We start from the raw sequence: 24,662 nt of genomic DNA on the forward strand, positions 1-24,662 counted from the left end.
GAGAATTTGAGCCCATTCATAAACGATGGATTATAGAACGTACTTTTTCTTGGTTTGATAATGATAGAAGATTATGCAGGAATTATGAACTTCTAATGGAAAGTTCTGAAAACATGGTCAAATTATCTGCCATAAAATTATTACTCAATAAAATTTAAACAGCCTCTAAGTAAATATTTGTATTTGGTATGGAGTATTTCTGAAAATAATTATTGGTTTAGGCATCATTTAGAAACTAAAAATTCTGATTTAAAGAAAACCGATGGTGCTAAAGAAAGTAAAAGACTTTATAATATTAGAAGTTTGAGCTCTTTGTTTTCTTTAAATCCAATAAAAGTCAGATTGAATCATTTAGGAGAAATTACCAAAATAGGAGAATAATAATTATGATCACCCGCTCAATCTACATCGGCAATCCTGCTTATCTTAAGCTCAAAGACGAGCAAATGTATATTTTAGAACCTTCCACTAAAGAAGTGAAAGGTAAAGTTCCGGTGGAAGATTTGGGGTTGCTCATGTTGGATCATTTTCAGATTACCATATCACATCAATTGATCCAAAAAATGATGGGAAATAATGTGGTTGTGGTCAGTTGTGACGGCCATCATCTACCACATGGAATTATGCTTCCGTTGTATGGGCATACTGAGCATTCTGATCGGATAAAAGACCAATTAGAAGCCAGTGAGCCACTCAAAAAACAACTTTGGAAACAAACCGTGGAATCTAAAATTGAAAACCAAAAAGAAGTTTTAAAACGGTTCGGGAATTATTATGAACCAATGATTGATTATCAGAATAATGTGAAAAGCGGTGATATTACGAATATGGAAGGCATCGCAGCTCAACATTATTGGAAGTATCTCATCAGTCTGGATTTTCTGAGACAGCGTTTTGGAGATTCGCCCAATCAGTTTTTCAATTTCGGGTATTCGGTTCTCAGAAGTATTGTAGCAAGATCAATTGTTGAGACCGGATTACTTCCTGTCCTTGGAATTTTCCATAAGAATAAATACAACCCTTACTGTCTGGCCGACGATCTGATGGAACCTTATCGCCCTTTTATCGATTTATTAGTAATGCAATGGCTTGCAATCAACTCAGAAACTGAAGAATTGACTAAAGAATTTAAAGCTTTCATTTTACAGATTGCGACCAAAGATGTAAGAATAGACGATAAAACAAGACCTTTATTGGTTGCGGTGAAAACAACGGCGACATCACTGTATAAATGTTATACAGGAGAAAAACGACTGATCTCTTATCCTGAAATGATATGAATGCCGAAAGGTTTAATGCTTACCGGATTATGTGGGTTTTAGTATTATATGATTTACCGACAGAGACTAAAGCCAATATGAAAGATGCCAACCGCTTTCGTAAATCTCTGCTTGATGATGGTTTTACTTTATTTCAGTTTTCAATGTATGTAAGACATTGCCCAAGTCGTGAAAATGCGGAAGTTCATATTAAAAGAGTGAAGTTTATGCTTCCAAAAGCCGGAAAAGTAGCAATTATGTGTATCACTGATAAGCAGTTTGGAGATATTGAAATATTCTTTGCCAGAAATAAAGAAGAACCACCTCCAACTTTTCAACAGCTTGAATTATTCTAAATTTTGAATCCTAAAAATAAAAACAATCTGCTGGTTTTCAGTAGATTGTTTTTTGAGGCTGTGACTAATCACGAAGATAATAATTTTTGAAAGCAATTCACAACATCCAACCTCTTGCCGTTTCAATACCGTTAGCTGTGATCAATCACTAAGATAATAATTTTTGAAAGAAATCCATAAATTATTAACAGAAGTATTTTCTTATTTTGATTACTGCATTTCAGTGTCTGCATCTGGGAGTCTCAACCTTACACTATACCTTTTTCAATTATTCCCTTTAAATTTTTATAGTCAATATTTAATTTATTTCAAAAAATAGAATAATCTTAAAAAGCTTTTAACAGACAATTTTTCTGTTGAGAAAGATATTTTTAGCCCCCAACAACTTCGTGTTTTTTCTTCTGTAATTAAAGATTTTAAATAAAAATTTTCATTTCTTGATGTATGTTAAGATGATAATTAATATGGTTTTTATATTTTTGAAACTTAAATTTAAGATTTTAATTAAATTTTTCTAAACAACAAACAATATGAAAAAACTTAGTGTAATTGCATTAGTAGGAATTGGATTGCTTGCAGCATCATGTAATAAAGACAAATCAGCACAGACTGCGGCTACGGCTACAGAACAGAAAGTAGCTGAAAGTAAAGGTGAAGTTTTGCCGGTTGATGTAGCGACTTCTGTGGTAAACTGGAAAGCTTTTCACAAAGGAGGTATGGCTCCTCGTTGGGGAACGCTTAACGTAAAGTCGGGAGATCTTAGCATTGAAGGAGGTCAGCTGACTGCCGGAAATTTTGTGATTGATATGAACTCTATCAAAGTTGATCCTGCTTCTGTAACAGAAAAAGATAAAAAACCAGCAGATTTAGAAGCACACTTGAAAAATCAGGATTTCTTCAACGTGGAGAAAAACCCTGTTTCTGATTTTAAAATCACAAGCGTGGCAGACTTAAAAGAAGCACCGGCAGATGCAATAGCTGGAGCTAATAAAACGGTAAGCGGTAATCTTACTTTACTGGGAAAAACAATGAATGTAACGTTCCCTGCTAAAGTGGATGTAACAGATAATTCAGCTGCTGTGAATGCTAAATTTACAGTAAACAGAGCAGATTGGGGAATCAAATTTGGTACTTCAGAATCAGATCCTGCAGAATGGATGATCAGCAAAGACATCGAGATTGCAGTGGATGTAAAGGCTAAAAAATAATTGTTAGATACAATACATACCGTAGAGCTGCTTTTTTATAAAAGCAGCTTTTTTTATGGAATGTAAATGGTTTTTGAGTACATCAGGCAGCTCACAATTCATTACTTTTGCACCTATGATAATGATATATGTTCTCCTGATCATCAACCTGCTTACTTTTATTAATTTTGGATGGGATAAAAGACTTGCTGTCAGGCATAAAAGAAGAATTCCAGAAAATACGCTTCTAGGATTAACTTTTATTGGAGGCACAGCAGGAGCTGGTCTGGGAATGCTGCTGTTCAGGCATAAAATTTCAAAAAAATCTTTTTTGCTGAAGTTTGCGGGAATTATTTTGATTCAGGCATTAGGCATCTGTTTTTTTGTAAAATATTGGATGGATTAATCATGAAAACCTAATGGTAGCTTCTTAATCTTCAATTTAAATAGATTGATAAAAGATTCAATTTTAAAGCTTTAACAGGGCAGAGTGGTAAACACACTCATTATGAAATTGTTAATTAATTTATATTCTTGCTTATTATTCATTAGAAATCACTATTTTTGCACCCGTAAAAATCATTCATGCAAAACATTAGAAATATTGCGATTATCGCACACGTTGACCACGGGAAGACGACTTTGGTTGACAAGATTATTCATGCTACAAACATTTTCAGAGAAAATCAGGAAAGTGGAGAATTAATAATGGATAATAACGATCTTGAAAGAGAAAGAGGTATTACCATTTTATCTAAAAATATTTCTGTTACTTATAAAGACGTTAAAATTAATGTAATCGATACTCCCGGTCACGCCGATTTTGGTGGGGAAGTAGAGAGAGTTTTAAAAATGGCGGATGGAGTAATCTTATTGGTGGATGCCTTTGAAGGGCCAATGCCTCAAACAAGATTTGTACTTCAGAAAGCTTTGGAATTAGGATTAAGACCATTGGTTGTTATCAATAAAGTTGATAAACCAAACTGTCGTCCTGACGAAGTTCATGACCAGGTATTTGATCTGTTCTTTAACCTTGAAGCTACCGAAGCACAATTGGATTTCCCAACGTTCTATGGTTCATCTAAACAAGGTTGGTTCAATACTTCATTAGAGCAGACAGACAATATTTTCCCATTATTAGATGGTATCTTACAGTACGTTCCGGAACCTAAAGTTGAAGAAGGAAACTTACAGATGCAGATTGTTTCTCTGGATTTCTCTTCTTTCTTAGGAAGAATTGCGATCGGAAAAGTGATCAGAGGTGAGATCAAAGAATCTCAGTGGATTGGTCTTGCTCAGGCAGACGGTAAAGTTTTAAAAGGAAAAGTAAAAGAACTTTACGTTTTTGAAGGATTAGGTAAGAAAAAAGTTACAGAAGTAAAAGCAGGTGATATCTGTGCTGTTGTAGGTTTTGATGCTTTCCAGATCGGAGATTCATTCGTAGATCTTGAAAATCCTGAACCATTGCCAAGAACTGCAATTGATGAGCCTACATTGAACATGACATTCTCTATCAACAATTCACCTTTCTTCGGTAAAGACGGTAAATATGTAACTTCTAACCACCTGAAAGAAAGATTAACAAAAGAATTAGAGAAAAACTTAGCATTAAGAGTTGAACAAACTGATGATGCAAACACGTTCCTGGTATTCGGTAGAGGTATTCTTCACTTGTCAGTTTTAATTGAAACGATGAGAAGAGAAGGTTACGAAATGACAATTGGTCAGCCACAGGTTATCCTGAGAGAAATTGATGGAGAAAAATGTGAGCCTTATGAATCTTTAGTAGTTGACGTTCCTGAAGAATATGCTTCAAGAGTAATCGACTTAGCTACTCAGAGAAAAGGTGACCTTCACATTATGGAAACTAAAGGTGAAATGCAGCATATGGAATTCGAAATTCCTTCAAGAGGTTTGATCGGATTGCGTTCTCAAATGTTGACAGCTACAGCTGGGGAAGCTATTATGGCACACCGTTTCACAGAATACAAGCCTTTCAAAGGAGCTATTCCTGGAAGAAGTAATGGTGTATTGATCAGCAAAACTCAAGGACCGGCTACAGAATATTCTATTGCTAAATTACAGGATAGAGGTAAGTTCTATGTGGATCCGGGTGAGGAGATTTATGCAGGTATGGTGATCGGTGAGCAAAACAAGCCGGGTGACTTAGTGGTAAACATCGTTGAAGCAAAACAGTTGAACAACATGCGTGCTTCCGGAAAAGATAAAGATACTGGAGTTGCTCCAAAAATCTTATTCTCTCTTGAAGAATGTATGGAATATATCCAGGGTGATGAAGCTATCGAGGTAACTCCAAACTTCATCAGAATGAGAAAGAAAATTCTTTCTGAAGAAGAAAGAAAAAGAGTAGAAAGATCAGGAAAAGCTTAATAACTTTTTTCTATATAAATCAAAGCCCCGAATTTTCGGGGCTTTTTTTGTTATTTAGGAAGCCCTTTTCTCAGATTACAAATTTAACTTTTACATTATTTTGTGTTTTTTGGTTATTTATTTAAATAATCTATTTTATTTTAGATGTTTTAATTAGGATAATTTATTTATTTCATTAAAATACACTAACTAACGATTGTTAGTGTTTAGATTAATTGTATGTTTGTTACCAAGTGATACGAACTTAAATAAACATACAATGAGAAAATTTTTATTTCTATTTTCCCTTGTGGGAACATTATCCCCAGCTCAGACAGCGGCTCAAGCCGATGCCAGGGTAGAATCTGATACTATGTCATTTGTAAAGCCATCCGCTCTTCCGAAAGAAGTAAAAGAAGACAGGGTAAAAGTGAACTTTTATGGATTTATAAGAAATGATATATTTTATGACACCAGACAAAATATAGGTGCTGGTGAAAATATAGTCCCTTTATATCCAAGAGACCGCCTCCTTGATGTCAATGGAAAAGATGTCAATAATGCTTCGAAATTTCACATGCTTTCAGTTATTTCAAGGGTGGGAATCAATGTAAAAGGACCTGACGTACTTCATGCGAAAACGGCAGGAATATTAGAAGCTGAATTCTTTGGCTCTACCGAAGCCGGGATCAATGAACTGCGGCTTCGACACGCCTATATAACTCTTGATTGGGAGAAAACACAGTTGGGAATAGGGCAGTACTGGCATCCATTGGTGATTTTAGACTGCTTACCCAATGTGGTCAACTACAGTACAGGTTCTCCTATCTTTGCACTTAACAGAAATCCTCAGATAAGACTCACGCAAAAAATTACTGATCGGTTAAAAGTAATTGCCGCCATTAATTCACAACGGGATTTCACCCCCAATACCTCTCCTTACAGAGATAGCGGTATGCCATCCTCTCATCTTCAGTTTCAGTATAAATCACCAAAATTTGTTGCAGGTATAGCAGGGCAATATGAAGTTCTTCGGCCTCAGTTATCCTCAGGAACATCTCCTGTAGTAAATAACAACAGGTTAAAGAGTTTTAGTACGCTGGCCTATGCCAGAATAATTACTAAACCCTTAATGATTAGTGCCTCTGCCATGATGGCTCAGAATGCAGCTTCATTTGTAATGCTGGGGGGCTTTGTTGGATATTCGGTACCCGGCGAGGCAGACCTTTTTCGTACAATGAATACCCAAAGCGCATGGATCGATTTTCAACAGCTGACAAATAAGAAAGTTACATTTGGTTTTTTTGCAGGAATAGTGAAAAATCAGGGAACAAATGATCCCATTGATGGAAGAGCTGCTGCAAGTTACGGAGTGACTTCATCCTGGGGGGCTGTTTCGGCAACTCAGGGTGGAAGAAGTGTGGATCATCTCTGGCGTATGGTTCCACGTGTAGACTGGTCCCTAAGCAATGCCATCAAGTTAAGATTTGAAGTTGAAAATACAGTGGCGGTTTGGGGCGATGCCCAAAATACCGGCAGAGGAATCGGAAATGAGTTTACCGCAAAAAATAACCGATTTCATCTGGCGACCTTTTTTATGTTCTAAAATTAAAATAATAAAAAGCTTAAGTAAAAAATAATATGGATACAATACAGACAAAACCAAAAAATAATATACTGACCGTAATTATTGCTTCATCTGCAGGAACTCTGATTGAATGGTATGATATGTTTCTTGCGATAATTCTTGCCGGTTCTCTGGCTGTTAATTTATTTCCCGCAGAGGGCTCACACTTTTTGGAAACACTTGCAGTAGTCGCATCATCATTTATGTTCAGACCCATTGGTTCTCTTATATTCGGCAATATTGGAGATAGAATAGGAAGGAAGTATTCTTTTCTCATTTCATTAATTTTAATGGGGGCTTCAACATTTTTGATTGGGTGTATTCCCGGCTTTTCAAGTATTGGCTGGGCTGCGCCAATTCTCCTTTTGATCTGCAGGTTGATGCAGGGGCTGGCCATCAGTGGTGAATATGCAGGGGCCGTCATTTATGTAGCAGAACACGCTCCAACGAATAGAAGAGGATTTTATACGGGATTTATTCAGGCTACTGTTCCAATAGGTCTTTTGATTTGCCTAAGTGTTATTTTTATTACAAGAAATAGTATGAGTGAAGAAGATTTTACCCGCTACGGCTGGAGAATTCCATTCCTGTTAAGTTCTGTTTTGGTAATTTTAAGTTACATTATACGTAAAAAACTTCACGAAAGTCCCGTGTTCGAAGAATTGAAAAAAGCAGGAAAAACCAGTAAATCACCTGTAAAAGAAGCTTTTACGACAAAAGGGAATGTGAAGACAATGCTAAAAGCTATTTTTGGAGGTAATGCTGCGCAAAGTTCAGTCATGCAGACCAGTCTTTTTGTGACGTTATTTTTTATGCAGCGTGCAGTAAAGCTGGAAGAAACTACAGTTTTGATGATCACTGGAGTTGTAACACTTTTTAGTGCTTACTTTTATCAGTATTTTGGTGCGTTGAGCGATAGAATCGGGCGGAAAAAAGTTTTGATTGGCGGGTTAATTTCAAGTCTCATCTTAATTCCAATTTCTTTTTACCTTTTTATGGAAATAGGAAATCCGGATAGGCTTACAACAGTACACGAGATAAGTAATATAGCGGTTTTACAGATAATGGGAGTGAGTTTTCTGCTTTCTATAGCAGGAGCTGCTACGTATGGTCCACTTGGGGCATTTATGCTTGAAATCTTTCCAACAAAAATACGATATACAAGTATGGGTTTTGCTCAGAATATGGGAAATGGTTTTATAGGTGGTGCGACAACATTCGTAACAGAATTCATTAAGACCTCTTTCATGGTGAGTGCTGTACTGGCTCCTTTTATCGGATTGATTTATCCGATATTTCTTGTAGGCTTGGCGATTATTGTCAATATCCTGTTTATTCCTGAAACCTACCGGACAGATCTTACAGAAGATCATAAGGATGATGCTGGTGAAAATCAGCTGCATACGATTGATTCAGGTAAAGTTTAAAAAATACAGAGTCATCCTGAACAGTCCAGATATTTTTATTTGAAAAGTTATTTTTAGTAAAAAAATAACTTTTCAAATTCGGATAAATAATCTTTATATCATTAGTTTTGCATTTTAATCTCCCAAAAATAAATTAAAAGTAGTTGCACACGATGAGAATGAATATTATAAAGCTTACTGTTTTAACCGGAGTCTTTGCATCATATGCCAGTTGCTCCGTACAGAGCAATACCGTAAAAACAGCGACGACAAAAAGTACAACAAAGTCAAACAGCAATATATCAAAGCCTAAAGAGACTACAACCGCAGCAAAACCTGTAACAACAGTACCTCCCACTGATGAAAACTTCAGAACTGTTCTTCCGGAAGTCAAAAGAGAGTTTCGTGGTGCATGGATTGCAAGTGTAGCCAATATCAACTGGCCATCAAGAAATAATTTGACGGTTGATCAGCAGAAAGCAGAGGCAATAAGCATGCTTGATATATTGAAAGACAATAACTTCAATGCAGCCATATTTCAGATAAGACCTTCAGCAGATGCGCTGTATACGAGTAATATAGAACCCTGGTCGTATTTTCTGACCGGGCAGACGGGAACTGCTCCCTACCCGAATTATGATCCTCTTCAGTTTTGGATTGAGGAAGCCCATAAAAGAGGCTTGGAGTTACATGTCTGGCTAAATCCTTATAGAGCTCATCATTCAAACGGAGGTGCAGTAAACAGCCTTTCTATGGCAAACAAACTTTCCGATATTGTTGTTAAACTTAAGAACGGGATGTACTGGTTTGATCCGGCTAATCCTAAAACGCAAGGGCATGTTTCCAATGTCGTAAAAGATATTGTCAAAAGATATGACATCGATGCAATTCATTTCGATGACTATTTTTACCCATATGCAACCTATAACAGAGGAGCTGACTTTCCCGATAATGCAAGCTGGAACGAATATCTGAGAAGTGGGGGGACATTATCCAGAGCAGACTGGAGAAGAGACAGCGTCAATAAATTCGTTGAGAGAATCTATAAAGAAATCCATGCTGAGAAAAATTATGTAAGATTTGGAATTAGCCCGTTTGGAATCTGGAAACCAGGATATCCGGCAGGAATTGTAGGATCCTCTCAATATGACGAATTGTATGCGGATGCTAAATTATGGTTAAACAAAGGCTGGGTAGATTATTTTTCACCACAGCTTTACTGGCCGATTGATTCAAAAGGGCAGGGTTTTGAGGCACTATTAAACTGGTGGAAATCCGAAAATACCATGAACCGCCATTTATGGCCGGGACTTAACACGGTTGAGATCAAAGTATCAGACCGCCCAACGGAAATCAAAAATCAGATTGAAATTTCAAGACAGATCTTAAAGAATGATGCCGGAGAAATTCACTGGAGTATTGCCGGACTTACAAAAAATCCTAATATGCTGCCTGTTCTGGTAAATGGTCCATACAGAGAAAAAGCATTAATTCCGAAAACACCATGGATCAAGACGGTTGCCTTGCAGACTCCCACGATATTTGTTGCAGATAATGGAACTTCTGCCAGAACCAGCTGGAGTAGCAAAAATATTGGAGATGTATTTCAATGGGTACTTTTCACCCAGTATAATGGAGTTTGGGAAACAGAAATCCTGACTTTGGATACCCTTTCAAAGGATATTCCGAAATTTAAAGACGGAAAAAGATTAAACGCAGTGGCTGTAAAAGCAGTGGATAGACTAGGAAATGAAAGTGATTATATGGCAAAGAAGGTAAAATAGGTGCTCAAAATCTATTAATCTAAAAGTTTAATGTTCTTTTTTTTTTTGAATTTGACAATAAAAGAGGTTAAAGTTTGAGATAAAAGGATTGTGTGAGAGCCCATTTTATAAAAGATAAAATCTTTATAGTCTGAGAAAGTGCGAAGAATAAAAGAAATCGCAACTTTACATTTAGCAAAAAAAATAAAAAACAGTTCCCCAAAAGAACTGTTTTTATTTTAGAATAACTATAAATTACTTGCTTAATTTATTTATAATCAATATTTTGTAACTTGTATTTCCGGCAATGGAATGAAATGGGAAACTGTATCGGACTCATTTTTGCATGATTATTTGCGTAATCACAAAAATATACCATTATGAATACCAACAGACTTTCCCCAACTATTGAAAAAGCACTTAGCGACCAGATGAACAAAGAAATCCATGCATCTCATGTTTTTCTATCGTATGGAATATGGGCAGATGACAAAGGATATCAGGGAATTGCCAATTTTCTTTACAGACATTCACAGGAAGAAAGAAACCATTCCATTAAATTCATGGAATATTTTTTAAATAGAGGTGGAAAACCGAAAGTTGATACCATTCCGGCCCCTCCTGCCGATCCGGATTCTTTAACGGCCTGTTTTGACGGTGTCTTTAAGCATGAAGTAGATAATACAACAGCGATTTATAAAATTGTTGATATGTCGTTAGAAGAAAAAGACTGGGCAACCTGGAATTTCATGCAGTGGTTTGTTCAGGAACAGATCGAAGAAGAAACGCTGGCTGCCAACCTGATCGATAAACTGAAAATTGCAGGAGGAGACAGAGCAACAGACGAATCTTTATTTACTTTAGATAAAACATTACAGGATGCCCCGAATGACGTTCCGCTGGCTCAGGATGCTACCGGAGACAACCCATAGAAAGCAAATTGAAGAAAAGAAACATTAAAATCTGTCAGAATTCTGGCAGATTTTTTTATTATGAATCTCCCTTTAAAATCACTATCTTTGCAGGCTGAAAGTTCAATGGTCCCAGTTGATAAGAAACAAACTTAAAACATAAGACCTTGAACCCTGAAACAGTATCATTGAACATTAAACTTTGAATTTTACAATATGAAATGTGGAATTGTAGGCCTTCCGAATGTAGGTAAATCAACTCTTTTTAACTGCTTAAGCAATGCTAAAGCGCAATCAGCTAACTATCCTTTCTGTACGATAGAACCGAACTTAGGAACGGTATCTGTACCGGATCAGAGACTGTTTGAACTTGAAAAATTAGTTAATCCTGAAAGAGTATTACCGGCGGTAGTTGAAATCGTTGACATTGCAGGTCTTGTAAAAGGGGCAAGCAAAGGAGAAGGATTAGGAAACCAGTTTCTGGCTAATATCAGGGAGTGTGAAGCAATTATCCATGTTTTAAGATGCTTTGATAATGGAAATATCATCCACGTTGAAGGTTCTGTAGATCCGATGAGAGATAAAGAAATTATCGACATCGAGCTACAGTTGAAGGACCTTGAAACAGTAGGAAAAGCTGTTGAAAAAGCTAAAAAATTCATCAAGTCAGGAAAGAAGGACGATATCCTGGTATATGAGACACTTCAAAACTTGGAGAAGTTTATTGAGGATGGAAAAAATGCAAGAGAATTCCCTGTAAATGATATGACACAGGCGATTATTGATGATATTCAGCTTTTAACCAAAAAGCCGGTTTTATATGTTTGTAACGTAGACGAAAACTCTATCAAAAACGGAAACGAATGGATAGGAAAGATCGAAACGATGGCAAAAAATGAAGGAGCAGAGGTTGTCGTATTAGCCGCGCAGATTGAAGCAGACATCAATGAACTGGAAACATTTGAAGAAAGAGAAATCTTCCTTGAAGAATTAGGTCTTGAAGAACCTGGAGTAAACCGTTTGATCAGAAAAGCATACGATTTATTGAAACTTCAGACATACTTTACTGCCGGAGTCAAAGAAGTTAGAGCATGGACTATCGGACAGGGATGGACAGCTCCACAGGCAGCTGGTGTGATTCATACAGACTTTGAGAAAGGATTCATCCGTGCAGAAGTAATCAAGTATAATGACTATGTTACTTACGGTTCTGAAGTGAAAATAAAAGAAGCCGGAAAACTTTCTGTGGAAGGAAAAGAGTACATCGTTCAGGATGGAGACATCATGCACTTTAGATTCAACGTATAAGAATATATTAAAGTTAGTTATAAAGAAAAACGCTTCAGGGTACTCTCTGGAGCGTTTTTTGTATACGACTTTCAAATTTGCTATATGAAATATGTATATCTGTTGATATTTACTTTATTGATTTCCTGTTCAAAAAATACAGAAGAAAAATGCTTCCTTACAGACAATGTATTTGAAAGCTATGTGGAAAAAAAGTCTTATTCCGTGAAACAAATTCTTAGTGATAAACCTGATTATCTCGAAATCAGAGATATGAAAGAATACAGAACATTTAAAAAAGACAGTACTGAAGCGCACACTTATGATGAAACTGCACAAAGTGAAAAAAAGTGGAAGGCTCACGCCGAAGAATTTAAAATGTTTCAGGAAAAATTTTCAGATCAGTTTGAATTTTCTGATAAACAGCAGGCAAACAATATCCTGTATGCTCTGGGCAGAAACAATTTAGGGTATTGGTTGTTGAAAATCGAGGATAATAAACCGTTTGCTTATTTTTTGGGAATAAGTTTCAGTCATTATTATATTAATAAAATTCAGGATAACCCTATAATAAAAAACGACTTTTTTCAGGTTGAAGGAAGCTTGGTGAAAATTGTAAAAGTTCCGGGACTTCCCGGATATGATGATTATTCAGCTATTGAAGACGGGAAGCTATTCAAAATCAGTTTAAAAGATTTAATGAAAGATTCTGATCATGATGGTTATAACGATATATTTGAAAGCAGCTTTGGCCTCAATCCAAACAGTAAAGATACAGATAGGGATGGTATAAACGATTTTGATGATTTGAATCCTATGTATAAGTCGGAGAAAAACAAGTTTACCCAACTGTATGAAATGCTATTGCCAAATTACCAGGAGAGCCTTAATTTTAAGAAGCTTCACTATTTTTTTGAAGTTTATAAGAGTGATTGTGATTATTTTCACCAGATCGATCCTGAATCCAGAGTCTTATTTGCCCCTGAAAATGAGAGGAAGCAGACCTATTACATTCAAATGACAGATGTAATAGGAGAAAGCATTTCAAAAATAAAAAAGGATAATAAAGATCCTGATCAATTTTATATTTATAAGGCTGGGAGCAGTTACACCAATGATTATTCTGTACAATATAAAAATGGTAAATGGCTGATAAAGATCGTTGGACAAACGGTTATTTAGAACAATCGTTAATACTCCTGAAAATAGAAACCGCCTGGAAGAGCGGTTTCTGAAAGTAGTATTTTTACTGCTTTATCAGGTATTAATCTATGAGTTCAGGGCGTGGCCTGCATTCTTCCTGAGCACAGCCTACATCGATTTTAATACAAACTCCTGCCGGAATCTGTTCGCATGGATGACCCATCATACACGGGCCTGCATAACAGTCGAGTCTGCCTCCAAGAATGGTCTTTAATTCTTTTTTGTTCAACTTTTTTCCAGTAATTAATTTTTGATTTTTCATGGAATTAGATTTTTATGATTTATACTAATGACGATAGTTTTCCGTTGTAGTCCGGTCTACATTCTGCCTGGGCGCAGTTTTTGGAAATTTTAGTACATGTCCCAAAAGGGATCTGTTCGCAGGGAGGGTTTGTACACAGAGTTTCCTGCGTCATACAGTTGAGCTTACCTCCAGCAATAGTCCTTAGCTCTTTTTTGCTGAGTTTTTTTCCGCTCTTTAATAGTATATTTTTCATTAATGTAAATTTTGGATTTAAACCAGAGGTTGTGGTCTGCACTCTTTTTGTGCGCAGGCTTTAGAGATGATAGTACATCCGTATGGATCTGAAGAAGGCTCACATACTGGAGTTGGGCAGAGAACCGGCTGTACACAGTTCAGCATACCTCCAGCGATAGTTTTCAATTCTTTTTTGCTTAATTTTTTCCCGCTTTGTAAGAATAGGTTTTTCATTGTTTTGATTTTTAATAAGTTAGTTTAACTAAAGTAGAGAAAATAATTGATATTATATCACTTTGTGTTGATAAAAATTAAAATAAACAACGAAAATGCTTTTAAAATATGAATTCTGTAATGACATCAATTTTGGATTTAGACCACAAAAAAATACCATTCCTTATGGGAATGGCATTTCATTTTTAAAGTTAGTCCAGTATAGACGGACGGCATTGAGGATCGGCGCAGCCTTTTGAAAAGATTCTGCATTGGTTGGTTTTTGGGTCGAGACACATCATTAAACCACCGGTAATGGTCCGTAATTCTTTCTTGTTTAATTTTTTACCTTTTTCTAAATTTTGATTTTTCATAATGATATATGGTTGATGTTTAGTTGAACTAAGGTATAAAAAATAAGAGCTGCATATCATTTTAAAATTTCCATTTTATTTCATTTTCTGAAAACACTAACTTCGTATATTTGAATTTTACAAATCGTCAGTTATGGAAAAGATTGCTCATGCTTCCCTTGAAGATTTTTATAAAGAGATGACTGCCAAGCTGGGAAAAGATCTGGAAAGTATTTTTCCGAAAGGACTGCATAAGGATATTGGACACTTTAATGTATTTGATATCCGACAGACGATCGAAAAGGTGAAGATGACTTCAGAAATGCCTTACAACAGGAGAAAGTACTATAAGATCAGTCTTATCAGAGGTCGGAACAGGGCAGAATATGCCGATAAAATTATCGCGATTAAAAAAAATGCCTTACTCTTTGCTACTCCCAAAGTTCCTTATCACTGGATTCCTGAAGATCCCGATCAATCAGGAAGTTTTTGTGTATTTACTGAAGATTTTTTTATTAAAGCACAGTCCCGGTTTTCATTGGAAGAGCTGCCGATATTTCAGCCCGGAAATATTCCGTTGTTTGAAATTGAAGATGACCTGGCTGACGAAATAGAAGGTCTGTTTACGAAGATAAAAAAAGAAATAGCTTCCGATTACGTTTTCAAATATGACCTGATCAGAAACTATGTTCTGGAGCTGGTTCATTACGGACAGAAATTACAGCCTGCTGCAAAACTTTCTGCTTCAAATGATGCTTCATTAAGGGTCGTTTCATTATTCATAGAACTTTTGGAAAGGCAGTTTCCAATAGAATCTTCAGAGCAGAGGTTGCAGCTGAAAACAGCGAAAGATTATGCTGACCGCCTTGCTGTTCATGTCAATTATTTAAATAAAAAGCTAAAGGAAAGTACCGGTAAAACAACCACCGAATTTATTGCCGACCGTATGATTCAGGAAGCAAAGATTTTGTTAAGACAGACAAAATGGAACGTTTCTGAGGTTTCCTATGCATTAGGGTTCGAGGAAATAGCTCATTTTTCCAACTTTTTCAAAAGGAAAACATCATTTACCCCGATGGAATTCCGTTCATGATTTGAATTGTGCAAATTTCAGATTGATTCGGGCAACTGCTCTCACGGGAGAATTTTCCAACTTTGTACCATTAAATATTTAAAATAATAATATAAAAGATGAATACAAAAACAAAAATAGCACTGGTAACCGGCGGAAGTCGCGGACTTGGAAAAAATTCGGCCCTTAAGATCGCTCAAAAAGGACTTGATGTCATTATTACTTATAAGAGCAGCAAAGAAGAGGCTGATGCTGTAGTCAGTGAAATAAAGGCCATTGGTCAGAATGCTTTTGCTTACCAATTGGATACCAGAGATGTGAAAAGCTTTGATGCATTTGTAAAAAACATCACCGATCATCTGGAAAGTGAAAGAGGAAGTTCGAATATCGATTTTCTTATCAACAATGCCGGAACAGCTTTATATGCTCCTATTGCAGAAACGACAGAAGAACAGCTGGATGATATCGTGAATGTTCATTTTAAAGGAGTTTTCTTTCTGACTCAGAAAATGCTTCCATTCATCAATAACGGTGGTGGAATTGTTAATATTTCTTCAGGTCTTGCCAGATTTGCCTTACCGGGTTCTTCCGTTTATGGCTCCATGAAAGGCGGTGTAGAAATGCTTACAAAATATATGGCAAAAGAACTTGGGGCTCGTAAAATCAAAGCCAACGTTATTGCACCTGGAGCTATCGAAACCGATTTCGGAGGGGGAAGAACCAGAGATGATGAAAATGTCAACTCAATGATTTCCAGTATTACGGCACTTGGAAGAGCCGGACTTCCGGATGATATCGGAGGGGTAGTGGCTTTCCTGTGTACAGAAGATGCAGGATGGATTACAGGTCAGAGAATAGAAGCTTCCGGAGGAATGTTTTTATAGAATAAGCTTCAATAAAAAAATACAACCAGTTCAAACAATGGACTGGTTCTTTTTTAGAGATACTTTACTATTTGTTGTTCTGGAATATCTCAGAGTTTAATTGGCTGTATTTGCCAATCAATGATCATCGAATCAGCTTCCTTTTTTACCTATCTTTAATATCCAGAAAGTTCATGCATATGATTAAAGATTTTTTTGACCAGTTCCCCTATATCCTCGTTGGACTTGAAGTCCTGTATCTTATAGGCATTATTTTTCTTGCCGGTAAAATTATCATGGATACCAGAAACACAAGCAAGACTCTGGCTTATATCATGTTGATCATCTTTCTTCCGGTGGTTGGAATTATTATCTACTTTGTTTTTGGAGTCAACTACAGAAAAAATAAATTTTACACTTTTAAAATAGAGCGGAACGAACAGGTTTATGAGGCTGTGAGTGCTTATATAAAAGAAACTCATTACAAAACACTGGAAAACCATAACGAAGAGATAGATCAGTTTTTGACAACGGTTAATTTTCTTTATAATGCAGGTCATTCTCCATTATCGCAGGGAAATCATGCGGAGGTACTCATCAACGGAGAAGGTAAATTTGAAAAAGTTTTTGAAGTTCTTGAAAAAGCGGTTCATCACATTCATCTGGAATATTACATTTACGATAATGACGAAATAGGAAACAGACTTGCAGATCTCCTGATCAAAAAGGCAGGAGAAGGAGTGATCATTCGTTTTCTCTATGATGATATGGGCTCGGGGAAAATAGGAAAGAAGCTTTTAAAAAGGCTGAAGACTGGTGGAGTAGAAGTTTCTCCTGTTAATAAGATCACCTTCAGGCTTCTGGCAAACAGAGTCAATTACAGGGATCACAGGAAAATCATTATTGTAGATGGTGCAGAAGTTTTTACAGGAGGAATTAATGTTTCCGATAAATATATAAATCCTAATCCTCAGCAATACTGGAGAGATGTTCACCTGTACATGAAAGGAGAGGCAGCGTTCTATTTTCAGTTTTTATTTTTCAGTAACTGGATATTTGCAACTGAGAAGGTTCCTGAGATTTCCCAGCTTTATTTTAAAAAAAGTAAGGAAGACGGTACTTCATTGATTCAGACTGCAGCCAGCGGACCGGATACCAAACCTTCGATAATGCTGAGTACTTCATCAGCTGTCCTTTCGGCTAAAAAAAGGATATACATCGTTACACCTTATTTTATTCCTGTTGAAACCGTACTGAATGCGATCAAACAGGCAGCAGTCTCCGGAGTGGATGTAAGGCTGATGGTTCCTAAATCGGGTGATTCCGTCATAGTAAATGCGGCTGCATATTCTTATTATGAAGAACTTATGGAGAATAATGTGAAGATTTTCTTTTACAAAAAAGGGTTTATACACGCTAAAACAATGATTATCGATGACAATTTTTCATCTGTAGGAACAGCGAATATGGACGTCAGAAGCCAGGAACTGAATTTTGAAGTCAATGCACTGGTTTTCGACAAAAAAATCAATGAGAAACTCCAGGACCTGTTTCATGAAGATATGAATGACTGCGAAGAAATTTCTCTGGTATCATGGAGAAAAAGGCCAAAATACAAAGTTTTCTTCGAACATCTGGCCAGACTGCTTTCTCCTTTAATATAAAGATTTATAATTTAGAGAGATGATCGATGGCTCTTTCTAACGTCTCCTGTTTTTTTGCAAAACATAACCTGATGACATGATCATTCCTTTTGTTTTTATAAAACGATGAAAAAGGAACACTGGCAACTTTATGATTGATAGTCAGTTCAGATGCGAAATCAAAATCATTCTTATCGGAAATTTTATCATAGGTAAGCGCCTGAAAATAAGTCCCTTCACAGTCCAGAAGGCCAAAAGATGTTCCGGCAAGACCATTTCTTAGAAAATCTCTTTTTTCCTGAAAGAAATCATTGAGGTAGTTATAATGGTCATCGTTTTTCATATATTCCCCTAAAGCCAGCTGTATAGGCGTATTCACACAGAAAACATTAAACTGGTGTACTTTCCTGAATTCATCGGTAAGATTTTTAGGAGCTGCACAATAGCCCGTTTTCCAGCCTGTGACATGGAAAAGTTTTCCAAACGAGGCAACAAGCAGACTCCTCTCTTTAAGTTCAGGATACTGGCAGATGCTTAAATGCTGTTTTCCGTCAAATACAATATTTTCATATACTTCGTCACTGAGAATAAGAATAGACGTACTTTTTACGATGTTGATCAATTCCTGCAGATCATTTTCCTTCAGGATTTTTCCGGAGGGGTTATTGGGATTATTAAGAATGATCATTTTTGTTTTATCACTTACCAGAGCTTTCACTGTATTCCAGTCGATCTCGTAATCCGGAGCTGTCATTTCAAAACGTTTTACAATTCCTCCGAAAAGTTCGACAGTAGGCTCATAGCAATCATAAGCCGGCTCAAAAATGATGACTTCATCGTCTTTTTTTACAAAAGTTGCAATAGCCGTGAAAATAGCCTGAGTACCTCCGGCGGTAACCGTTATTTCAGAATCCGGGTGATAAATAGCTTTATGGCTGTTTTCAATTTTTCTGGCGATCTCTTCTTTTAAGGGCATCATTCCTCCCAGCGGAGCATATTGATTGAACCCCTTTTTAATAAAGTATTCTACATGGTCCAGCAGTTCAGAATCCGGCATGAAATCAGGAAACCCCTGAGAAAGATTAATCGCCTCATTTTCGTTGGCCAGCTGTGTCATCTGACTGAAAATGGTAGTTCCCACATTAGAAAGCTTGGATAAAGGAAGTTGTATCATGAAGATCAATTTTGTTGATCCCAATTTAATTTATTTTTTGCTATCATCAAACAGTAGTCCACAAAAAAGGCTGTTTCTTACGAAACAGCCGTCTACTTATTTTGCTCTATTTAAAAGAGTATCATAGATTCTACTCTGTTGTTGACATAGCCAAGGATTCCCCAGAACATAACTGTAGAGCCTCCCCATCCGGAAAGAGATACTAAATGGCCTCTGAAGAATTTTTTATCATAGAGATGTTCCACCATGTAAATATGTTGTCTTTTGTAACATCCTATTTTATTGTTCCAGTTATTGAAAAACCAGAATCCCAGTGTAGGAACAAACGGAGACATAATGTATTTGTTGGAGCCATACGGCACAATATCGTCAAATACCTGCAGCCATCCCGGAGCGAAAGCTCCAAAATAAGTCTGATACTGTTGATTTTCAAAAGCATAATAGCTATCAGGAAGCTGTTCTCCGGCTTCGGCCATTTGAACCAAGCCATTCACTTCTGCATACTTCTGTATGGATTCGTTAAAGGCTTTGGTCTCACGGAATTTTAAACCGTTTTGATCACCGTACTGGAGGTATTTTGCTTCATTCGAGAAAGTCCTTACTGTGATTAAAGCAGACTGATCGGCTGGATTTTTCACCAGAGAAGCTACCGGAAATTTACCTTCCAGATCCGGGATCATATCAACCTGTTGGCCGTCTGAAAAATATTCCACCCTTACTTTATCGATGTCAATACCATCCTGAGCAAATTCTTCTCTGATTTCCGGTGGTGCATCCGGTAAATTAGAAGGATCAGACTTACTTAAAGCAGTTACAGAAGCAGCTGTTTCTGGTTCTCCAAGTTGTTCGTTGCTGTCGCGGCATCCTGATAAAAGGAAAATGCTTGCTGACAATCCTAAAATTGCAATGTTTTTGAGTTTCATAGTATATAGTTTTATGGTTGGTTCACTTTTGTTGCCGAGTGATAAAATGACAGATCAGTCCGGCATTTAGTTTTGAATAAAATTAAGAGGTTTAAAAATTCCCAACTATGTGAATTGGTAAGTGTGGTTATTTTTCTAATAAGTGTAGCGATATTGCAGTTAAGTGCAACATTTTGTGATCAGGTAATCGGATAACTAGAATGTATTTTATGGGAAAGCTGAGAAAACTCACTTCTTTTCTGGACAAAGGCACCTACATTTGTTATGATAAGAATAAAATAAACTTAAAATCTAATACCATGAAGATTACAAAAACTAAATTTCCAGAAGGATCTGTCTTATCCCGGGAAGAAACAGGATTCGATTACACAGACAGTTTTCAGGGAGAAGTATTGGATAATCAGGGAAACATCAGTACAGCAGAAATAAGCAAGGCCTTTTTCACCAGTACCCCTCAATGGGGAAAGAAAATGTTTGCTTTCAGAAACAATATTGTTAAAATGTTTGGACTGAAAACCGGAACAGACAACAGCAAGCCTCTCACATCAGATAATTTTAACCTTAAAGTAGGTGAGCAGGTCGGAATTTTTAAAGTATTTGACCAAACCAATAATGAAATTATCCTGGGAGAGAATGATAAGCACCTTGATTTCAGAGTATCTATTCTGTATGACAAAGCATCTGGTAATAAAGGAAACTTTCTGACGATTTCAACGACCGTAAAATACCATAACTGGATGGGAATACTGTATTTCCTGCCGGTACGTCCTTTTCACCAGCTCATTGTCCCTGTTATGCTGAAAAAAATGATTGGAAAATTGGAAAGCAGATTATAAAACAGGAAGACAGCGTACATCGTTCTTCAGTCGAGATTTTCAATCTTCTGCAGGAAATCGTTCTTTTTACGGACTGAAACATCGAGAACAGATTGGTCTGCCATGATCACTTGTCCGCCTTTACCCTTGATGTATTCTTTCAGATGAAAGAGATTGATCAGGTGTTTGTGATGGATTCTGAAAAAATTATATTTAGTAAGATGTTCTTCAAATTCATGAAGTGTTTTGGAGACAATGATCTTGGTTTTATCAGTAAGAAAAAATGTGGTATAGCTGGAATCTGCTTCACAGCGTATAATATCACTGATATTGGTTAATTTGAAACCCTGCAGGGTGGGGAGGCTGATCTTATTCTCATTAGAAGAAATACTTGACGAGCTTTTGCTTTTTTTGATGCTTTCCAAAACTTTATTGACCGCAACAATGAAATCCATTTTCCTGATTGGTTTCAGTAAATAATCTGCCGCACTGCTTTTGATCGCCTGAATGGCAAAATTTTCATATGCAGTAATGAAAATAATCCTGGAATCGATCTCTCTGAACTTTGAAAGAAGATCGAAAGCAGTTCCGTCTTTCAGCTGTACATCCAGGAAAATAATGTCCGGTGTGTTTTTGGAAAGATAAATATAGGCTTCCTCCACGCTTGATGCCTGAAATGCGGTATGGATATCAGTAAATTCGTTGTCCAATAGAAGAGCGATATAGTCTCTTCCGTCCTGCTCATCATCAATGATGCATGCTTGTATTTTGGTTTTCATAGGGTTTTATATAAAGTTTGATTTGGGTTCCCGGCCTTTGTTCCTTTTCATACAGATCACAGATCTCCAGTATGATATGAGTCTCAAAAAGCTGCCTGAATGTTTCAATTCTTTTCTGAGATAATTTTACTCCGAAAGAATCTGCACTGATCTTTTTTCCACTGCCTATACCTATCCCGTTATCTTCAATGATGACACACAAAGAAGTTCCGGTATGATCAAATGTAATCTGTATATTTCCTTTTCTGTCCCTTAACCCGGTGATTCCATGTTTTATGGCATTTTCAACAAAAGGCTGGATCAAGAGGGAAGGGACTACCCAGTTTTCATTAACATTTTTTGATATAGTAATCGAATACTCAAATAAATCTTTGAGTCTGAGTTTCTCCATATCCAGATATAAAGACAGATATTCAGTTTCTTCTTTGATCGGCATAAATGTTTTCTCAGAATAATGCAGTGTTTTTCTGATCATCTGAGCGAATGTTTCCAGGTAATTTTCCGTTTCGAGATAATCTTTTTTGTACAGCAAAAACTGGATAGAATTAAGACAGTTGTAGATAAAATGCGGATTAATCTGTGCTTTAATGGCCTGAAGTTCCAGCTCGGCAATCTTTTTTTCGTAATAAAGTGTTTCCAGTTTTTTATTTCTTTTTTTCTGGAAATAAGCAGTGATAAGAATAAACAGGGAAGCAGTACCAAGGCCGATCATTATCAGCTTGAACCACCAGGTCTGCCAGAATTTTGGAATGATCTCAAAGTGGACTTCCGTAAACGAATAAGACCGTTTTCCGTTGTAGCCGATCCCAAAAATTTTAAATGTATAACTGCCTGGTGGCAGAGCATAGAAACTGATCTTTTGGGAATTGCCGGTCTGCCAGCCGTCGCTGAGCCCCTCAATTTTATAACGGTAGCTTATCTTTCCCTGCGATGAAAAATCCGGAAAGCTGACATTGAATATAATATTGTTATCGGGTGTCTGACCTGTTAAGGGCTGACGAGTGTCAAAAATTTCTTTTCCCCCAACCACTACAGAATTGATGATCACTTTTTTGTTGATGAATTTCTTCTGGCTCATCAGATTTTTAATGGAAAGAATTCCCAGTCCTTTTGACGTTCCTATATAAATTGTGTCCCCTGATATGGTGCATCCGGCCACGACATTTGATGGCAGACCGTCGGTCTGGGTGAAATTATTGATCTGTATATCCGGTCCTTTTAGCTCAATTCTGCTCAGTCCGTAATTCGTACTTGCCCAGAATACATTGCTGCTTTCAATTTCCAGCTTTTTAATCTGGCCAGTAGGCAAACCCATATTTTCTGTAATTTTTCTGATCACTTTTGAGTTGTCAAAAAGGATGATCCCATTGAGATTGGTTGCTCCGGCATACAGATGATGACTGAGTTGCTTAACATCAGTAAAATAATATCCTTCAAGGAATAAAGTTTTCCTTTTTGTGACCGTATTTACTTTGTAAAGATCTTTAAAATTTCCCGCAAACAGGCTGTCCTTTGCATAAGGAAGCGCTGTATAAATTCTTTCTTTACTGAGGACATCCCTAAAAAGAGCTTTATGGTAATTGTATTCGATGAGTCCGTCAGAGGTACAGAGAAGAATCGCTCCAGGGTAGTAGGGCACAATGTTTTTCAAAACAAAACCTTTAAATACTTTTTTGTCTTTGAGTTTAGTGTTGTACTGGAAAAGATTCCAGGTAAGTCCGAATATCACTGTATTTCCTTCAGAAAAAATGGCTTTATGCTCTGTCTTAATATTTTTTTCAAAAACAAGGTCAGTTACCTTTCCATTACGGTAGATACCGCTTCTTGCTTCGTTGTAGCCCAGATAGATCCCCCGCTCATTTTTGGCAATGGCCGTAATGTAGGAGGAATTATTTTTGATAGGAAGCTGGATATAGTTTTTAAAAAAACGGTCAGCAATAAAGAAAAGCCCATTGTTACGGGTAGAAAACCAGGTATTGTTATCTTTATCAACAAGAACATCATTGATGATGTAGCTTTCCATCATTTTTACAGGATTGGAAAGTTCACTGTTTTCCACAACCGGCTGTTTAAAATACAGCACGCCTCCTTCTTCCAGACACAGCCACAGTCTGTAATTATTGTCCAGGACAATAAGGTGAATATCTTCCTGGGTGGTGTAACTTTTGATTTTCTTAAAGAAGAATTTATTGTAAAGTTTATAAATGTCAATGGTTCTTTTGTTTTTGAAAACAAAAATGTCCTGCTTTCTGAAGATGGATGTGTTTTTATCAACCAAAATATTGCAGGCCGTTTTCTTTTTAGTGGTAATGTTATAAGCCTGAATATTTTCTTTCCTTTCCTGATTGGACAAATACAGCATCTTGTCGGACATGCTGAGCCCGAAAACATAATAAACATCTGAGCTGTCGGTTTTAACAGCCAAAGGAATCCTGTTCACTTTTTCATCCCTGTACATATAAATATTGGCAGGATTATAGCTGGAATGCAGGTAAAGCGAACTTCCATCAATGTAATAACCCGGATTATGCTTGAACGACATTTTTTTCAGTTCGCTGTTGGAATCAGAGTTGATGATCTTCCCGTTTTTCAGATAAGCAAAATCATTCAGAAAAGGTGCCACAAAGATTTCTCCGTTAGGCAGAGGTATGCAGGACAGGACATCTATATTTTTTAAACCATTTTTGTTGCTGAACTGTTTAAATTCCTTTCCGTCAAACCGGAACATTCCATTATTACTTCCTATCCAAAGAAATCCGTTTCTATCCTGATTCAGCGAATAGGTATATGAATTATTCAGGCCATCCTCTTCATTATAATTGACCATTCCGGGAATTTGTGCAAAAAATAATGATGGAGACAGCAAAATGAAATAAAATAATTGTAAAAGAGTTATTTTTTTCACATGATATTGAATAATATGGTAAATATATAATTTGATTGATAATAATGCAATGGTTAAGATTGAATATTGAAAAAA

Annotated in this window: 25 protein-coding genes; 17 read left to right on the forward strand and 8 right to left on the reverse strand. The window is 36.6% G+C overall.

Annotation, left to right across the window (positions count from 1 at the left end; genetic code table 11):
* The first annotated feature begins 32 nt into the window (after positions 1 to 32).
* From IW16_RS19680 to IW16_RS19740, 13 genes are all read left to right on the forward strand, one after another.
* Positions 33 to 158, forward strand: coding sequence for a hypothetical protein (locus tag IW16_RS19680; protein ID WP_262485519.1), 126 nt, complete (start codon positions 33 to 35; stop codon positions 156 to 158).
* A gap of 25 nt (positions 159 to 183) precedes the next feature.
* Positions 184 to 381: a hypothetical protein gene (locus IW16_RS27010; protein WP_034748587.1), complete on the forward strand. Its 198-nt coding sequence runs from the start codon at positions 184 to 186 to the stop codon at positions 379 to 381.
* A gap of 5 nt (positions 382 to 386) precedes the next feature.
* Entirely contained in the window at positions 387 to 1,280 is an 894-nt protein-coding gene (gene cas1, locus IW16_RS19690) for a type II CRISPR-associated endonuclease Cas1 (protein ID WP_034748590.1), read from the forward strand.
* Entirely contained in the window at positions 1,277 to 1,615 is a 339-nt protein-coding gene (gene cas2, locus IW16_RS19695) for a CRISPR-associated endonuclease Cas2 (RefSeq protein ID WP_034678328.1), read from the forward strand. Before cas1 ends, cas2 begins: the two co-directional genes overlap by 4 nt.
* Positions 1,616 to 2,145: 530 nt before the next feature.
* Positions 2,146 to 2,823, forward strand: a complete 678-nt coding sequence (locus IW16_RS19700) for a YceI family protein (protein ID WP_034748593.1) — start codon at positions 2,146 to 2,148, stop codon at positions 2,821 to 2,823.
* Between the two features lie 115 nt (positions 2,824 to 2,938).
* Positions 2,939 to 3,208 carry a DUF1294 domain-containing protein gene (locus IW16_RS19705; RefSeq protein WP_034748836.1) on the forward strand — a complete coding sequence of 90 codons (270 nt, stop codon included), beginning with the start codon at positions 2,939 to 2,941 and terminating at the stop codon, positions 3,206 to 3,208.
* A 179-nt stretch (positions 3,209 to 3,387) separates the two neighbouring features.
* On the forward strand, positions 3,388 to 5,193 hold the full coding sequence (typA, locus tag IW16_RS19710) for a translational GTPase TypA (protein WP_034748596.1): 1,806 nt from the start codon (positions 3,388 to 3,390) through the stop codon (positions 5,191 to 5,193).
* Positions 5,194 to 5,452: 259 nt separating this feature from the next.
* Positions 5,453 to 6,778, forward strand: a complete 1,326-nt coding sequence (locus IW16_RS19715; RefSeq protein WP_034748599.1) for a DcaP family trimeric outer membrane transporter — start codon at positions 5,453 to 5,455, stop codon at positions 6,776 to 6,778.
* A gap of 35 nt (positions 6,779 to 6,813) precedes the next feature.
* Positions 6,814 to 8,226, forward strand: a complete 1,413-nt coding sequence (locus IW16_RS19720) for an MFS transporter (protein ID WP_051890498.1) — start codon at positions 6,814 to 6,816, stop codon at positions 8,224 to 8,226.
* Between the two features lie 152 nt (positions 8,227 to 8,378).
* Positions 8,379 to 9,989, forward strand: a complete 1,611-nt coding sequence (locus tag IW16_RS19725) for a glycoside hydrolase family 10 protein (RefSeq protein ID WP_034748602.1) — start codon at positions 8,379 to 8,381, stop codon at positions 9,987 to 9,989.
* Between the two features lie 359 nt (positions 9,990 to 10,348).
* Positions 10,349 to 10,900: a ferritin gene (locus IW16_RS19730; protein ID WP_034748604.1), complete on the forward strand. Its 552-nt coding sequence runs from the start codon at positions 10,349 to 10,351 to the stop codon at positions 10,898 to 10,900.
* Between the two features lie 195 nt (positions 10,901 to 11,095).
* A complete protein-coding gene (gene ychF / locus IW16_RS19735; protein WP_034748608.1) occupies positions 11,096 to 12,187 on the forward strand; it encodes a redox-regulated ATPase YchF in 1,092 nt (363 codons plus the stop codon).
* Between the two features lie 84 nt (positions 12,188 to 12,271).
* Positions 12,272 to 13,348 (forward strand): hypothetical protein, encoded by a 1,077-nt coding sequence (locus tag IW16_RS19740; RefSeq protein ID WP_034748612.1) that lies wholly within the window; start codon positions 12,272 to 12,274, stop codon positions 13,346 to 13,348.
* A gap of 82 nt (positions 13,349 to 13,430) precedes the next feature.
* Here IW16_RS19740 and IW16_RS19745 read toward each other — a convergent pair whose 3' ends face one another.
* The 4 genes from IW16_RS19745 to IW16_RS26380 form a co-directional block, all read right to left on the reverse strand.
* Positions 13,431 to 13,598 (reverse strand): hypothetical protein, encoded by a 168-nt coding sequence (locus IW16_RS19745; protein ID WP_223878186.1) that lies wholly within the window; start codon positions 13,596 to 13,598, stop codon positions 13,431 to 13,433.
* 52 nt (positions 13,599 to 13,650) lie between these two features.
* On the reverse strand, positions 13,651 to 13,866 hold the full coding sequence (locus IW16_RS26370) for a hypothetical protein (protein WP_117590666.1): 216 nt from the start codon (positions 13,864 to 13,866) through the stop codon (positions 13,651 to 13,653).
* 17 nt (positions 13,867 to 13,883) lie between these two features.
* Entirely contained in the window at positions 13,884 to 14,081 is a 198-nt protein-coding gene (locus IW16_RS26375; protein WP_073174502.1) for a bacteriocin, read from the reverse strand.
* Between the two features lie 191 nt (positions 14,082 to 14,272).
* Complete coding sequence (locus IW16_RS26380; RefSeq protein WP_117590667.1) at positions 14,273 to 14,434, reverse strand: bacteriocin; 162 nt, start codon at positions 14,432 to 14,434, stop codon at positions 14,273 to 14,275.
* 133 nt (positions 14,435 to 14,567) lie between these two features.
* Between IW16_RS26380 and IW16_RS19750 the strand changes: the two genes are divergently transcribed.
* The 3 genes from IW16_RS19750 (at position 14,568) to cls (ending at position 18,012) form a co-directional block, all read left to right on the forward strand.
* Complete coding sequence (locus IW16_RS19750; protein ID WP_034748618.1) at positions 14,568 to 15,506, forward strand: helix-turn-helix domain-containing protein; 939 nt, start codon at positions 14,568 to 14,570, stop codon at positions 15,504 to 15,506.
* Positions 15,507 to 15,604: 98 nt separating this feature from the next.
* Positions 15,605 to 16,369: an SDR family NAD(P)-dependent oxidoreductase gene (locus tag IW16_RS19755; RefSeq protein WP_034748621.1), complete on the forward strand. Its 765-nt coding sequence runs from the start codon at positions 15,605 to 15,607 to the stop codon at positions 16,367 to 16,369.
* Positions 16,370 to 16,548: 179 nt separating this feature from the next.
* On the forward strand, positions 16,549 to 18,012 hold the full coding sequence (gene cls / locus IW16_RS19760) for a cardiolipin synthase (RefSeq protein WP_034748842.1): 1,464 nt from the start codon (positions 16,549 to 16,551) through the stop codon (positions 18,010 to 18,012).
* Between the two features lie 4 nt (positions 18,013 to 18,016).
* On the opposite strand, the gene IW16_RS19765 is transcribed toward cls, so the two are convergent.
* Positions 18,017 to 19,165, reverse strand: a complete 1,149-nt coding sequence (locus tag IW16_RS19765) for a methionine aminotransferase (protein ID WP_034748845.1) — start codon at positions 19,163 to 19,165, stop codon at positions 18,017 to 18,019.
* 110 nt (positions 19,166 to 19,275) lie between these two features.
* Entirely contained in the window at positions 19,276 to 20,088 is an 813-nt protein-coding gene (locus IW16_RS19770; protein ID WP_034748624.1) for a hypothetical protein, read from the reverse strand.
* 299 nt (positions 20,089 to 20,387) lie between these two features.
* On the opposite strand from IW16_RS19770, the gene IW16_RS19775 reads away from it, so the two are divergent.
* On the forward strand, positions 20,388 to 20,924 hold the full coding sequence (locus IW16_RS19775; RefSeq protein WP_034748848.1) for a DUF2867 domain-containing protein: 537 nt from the start codon (positions 20,388 to 20,390) through the stop codon (positions 20,922 to 20,924).
* A 26-nt stretch (positions 20,925 to 20,950) separates the two neighbouring features.
* Here the strand turns inward: IW16_RS19775 and IW16_RS19780 are convergent, their stop codons facing one another.
* Together IW16_RS19780 and IW16_RS19785 are read right to left on the reverse strand one after the other, a co-directional pair.
* On the reverse strand, positions 20,951 to 21,682 hold the full coding sequence (locus IW16_RS19780) for a LytR/AlgR family response regulator transcription factor (protein WP_034748628.1): 732 nt from the start codon (positions 21,680 to 21,682) through the stop codon (positions 20,951 to 20,953).
* Entirely contained in the window at positions 21,651 to 24,509 is a 2,859-nt protein-coding gene (locus IW16_RS19785) for a sensor histidine kinase (protein ID WP_034748631.1), read from the reverse strand. The genes IW16_RS19780 and IW16_RS19785 overlap by 32 nt, the downstream gene beginning before the upstream one ends.
* Between the last annotated feature and the right edge of the window lie 153 nt (positions 24,510 to 24,662).

The organism is Chryseobacterium vrystaatense, assembly GCF_000737765.1.
GTDB lineage: Bacteria > Bacteroidota > Bacteroidia > Flavobacteriales > Weeksellaceae > Chryseobacterium > Chryseobacterium vrystaatense.

What these genes read in the sequence shown, in the direction of transcription:
- IW16_RS19730 (WP_034748604.1), top strand. Translation starts at nt 10,349, where the DNA reads ATGAATACCAACAGACTTTCCCCAACTATTGAAAAAGCACTTAGCGAC.
- IW16_RS19705 (WP_034748836.1), top strand. Translation starts at nt 2,939, where the DNA reads ATGATAATGATATATGTTCTCCTGATCATCAACCTGCTTACTTTTATT.
- IW16_RS19775 (WP_034748848.1), top strand. Translation starts at nt 20,388, where the DNA reads ATGAAGATTACAAAAACTAAATTTCCAGAAGGATCTGTCTTATCCCGG.
- cls (WP_034748842.1), top strand. Translation starts at nt 16,549, where the DNA reads ATGATTAAAGATTTTTTTGACCAGTTCCCCTATATCCTCGTTGGACTT.
- IW16_RS19725 (WP_034748602.1), top strand. Translation starts at nt 8,379, where the DNA reads ATGAGAATGAATATTATAAAGCTTACTGTTTTAACCGGAGTCTTTGCA.
- IW16_RS19720 (WP_051890498.1), top strand. Translation starts at nt 6,814, where the DNA reads ATGGATACAATACAGACAAAACCAAAAAATAATATACTGACCGTAATT.
- IW16_RS19780 (WP_034748628.1), bottom strand. Translation starts at nt 21,682, where the DNA reads ATGAAAACCAAAATACAAGCATGCATCATTGATGATGAGCAGGACGGA.
- typA (WP_034748596.1), top strand. Translation starts at nt 3,388, where the DNA reads ATGCAAAACATTAGAAATATTGCGATTATCGCACACGTTGACCACGGG.
- IW16_RS26375 (WP_073174502.1), bottom strand. Translation starts at nt 14,081, where the DNA reads ATGAAAAACCTATTCTTACAAAGCGGGAAAAAATTAAGCAAAAAAGAA.
- cas1 (WP_034748590.1), top strand. Translation starts at nt 387, where the DNA reads ATGATCACCCGCTCAATCTACATCGGCAATCCTGCTTATCTTAAGCTC.
- IW16_RS19765 (WP_034748845.1), bottom strand. Translation starts at nt 19,165, where the DNA reads ATGATACAACTTCCTTTATCCAAGCTTTCTAATGTGGGAACTACCATT.
- IW16_RS26380 (WP_117590667.1), bottom strand. Translation starts at nt 14,434, where the DNA reads ATGAAAAATCAAAATTTAGAAAAAGGTAAAAAATTAAACAAGAAAGAA.
- IW16_RS19750 (WP_034748618.1), top strand. Translation starts at nt 14,568, where the DNA reads ATGGAAAAGATTGCTCATGCTTCCCTTGAAGATTTTTATAAAGAGATG.
- IW16_RS26370 (WP_117590666.1), bottom strand. Translation starts at nt 13,866, where the DNA reads ATGAAAAATATACTATTAAAGAGCGGAAAAAAACTCAGCAAAAAAGAG.
- cas2 (WP_034678328.1), top strand. Translation starts at nt 1,277, where the DNA reads ATGAATGCCGAAAGGTTTAATGCTTACCGGATTATGTGGGTTTTAGTA.
- IW16_RS19700 (WP_034748593.1), top strand. Translation starts at nt 2,146, where the DNA reads ATGAAAAAACTTAGTGTAATTGCATTAGTAGGAATTGGATTGCTTGCA.
- ychF (WP_034748608.1), top strand. Translation starts at nt 11,096, where the DNA reads ATGAAATGTGGAATTGTAGGCCTTCCGAATGTAGGTAAATCAACTCTT.
- IW16_RS19740 (WP_034748612.1), top strand. Translation starts at nt 12,272, where the DNA reads ATGAAATATGTATATCTGTTGATATTTACTTTATTGATTTCCTGTTCA.
- IW16_RS19785 (WP_034748631.1), bottom strand. Translation starts at nt 24,509, where the DNA reads ATGGTCAATTATAATGAAGAGGATGGCCTGAATAATTCATATACCTAT.
- IW16_RS19770 (WP_034748624.1), bottom strand. Translation starts at nt 20,088, where the DNA reads ATGAAACTCAAAAACATTGCAATTTTAGGATTGTCAGCAAGCATTTTC.
- IW16_RS19755 (WP_034748621.1), top strand. Translation starts at nt 15,605, where the DNA reads ATGAATACAAAAACAAAAATAGCACTGGTAACCGGCGGAAGTCGCGGA.
- IW16_RS19715 (WP_034748599.1), top strand. Translation starts at nt 5,453, where the DNA reads ATGAGAAAATTTTTATTTCTATTTTCCCTTGTGGGAACATTATCCCCA.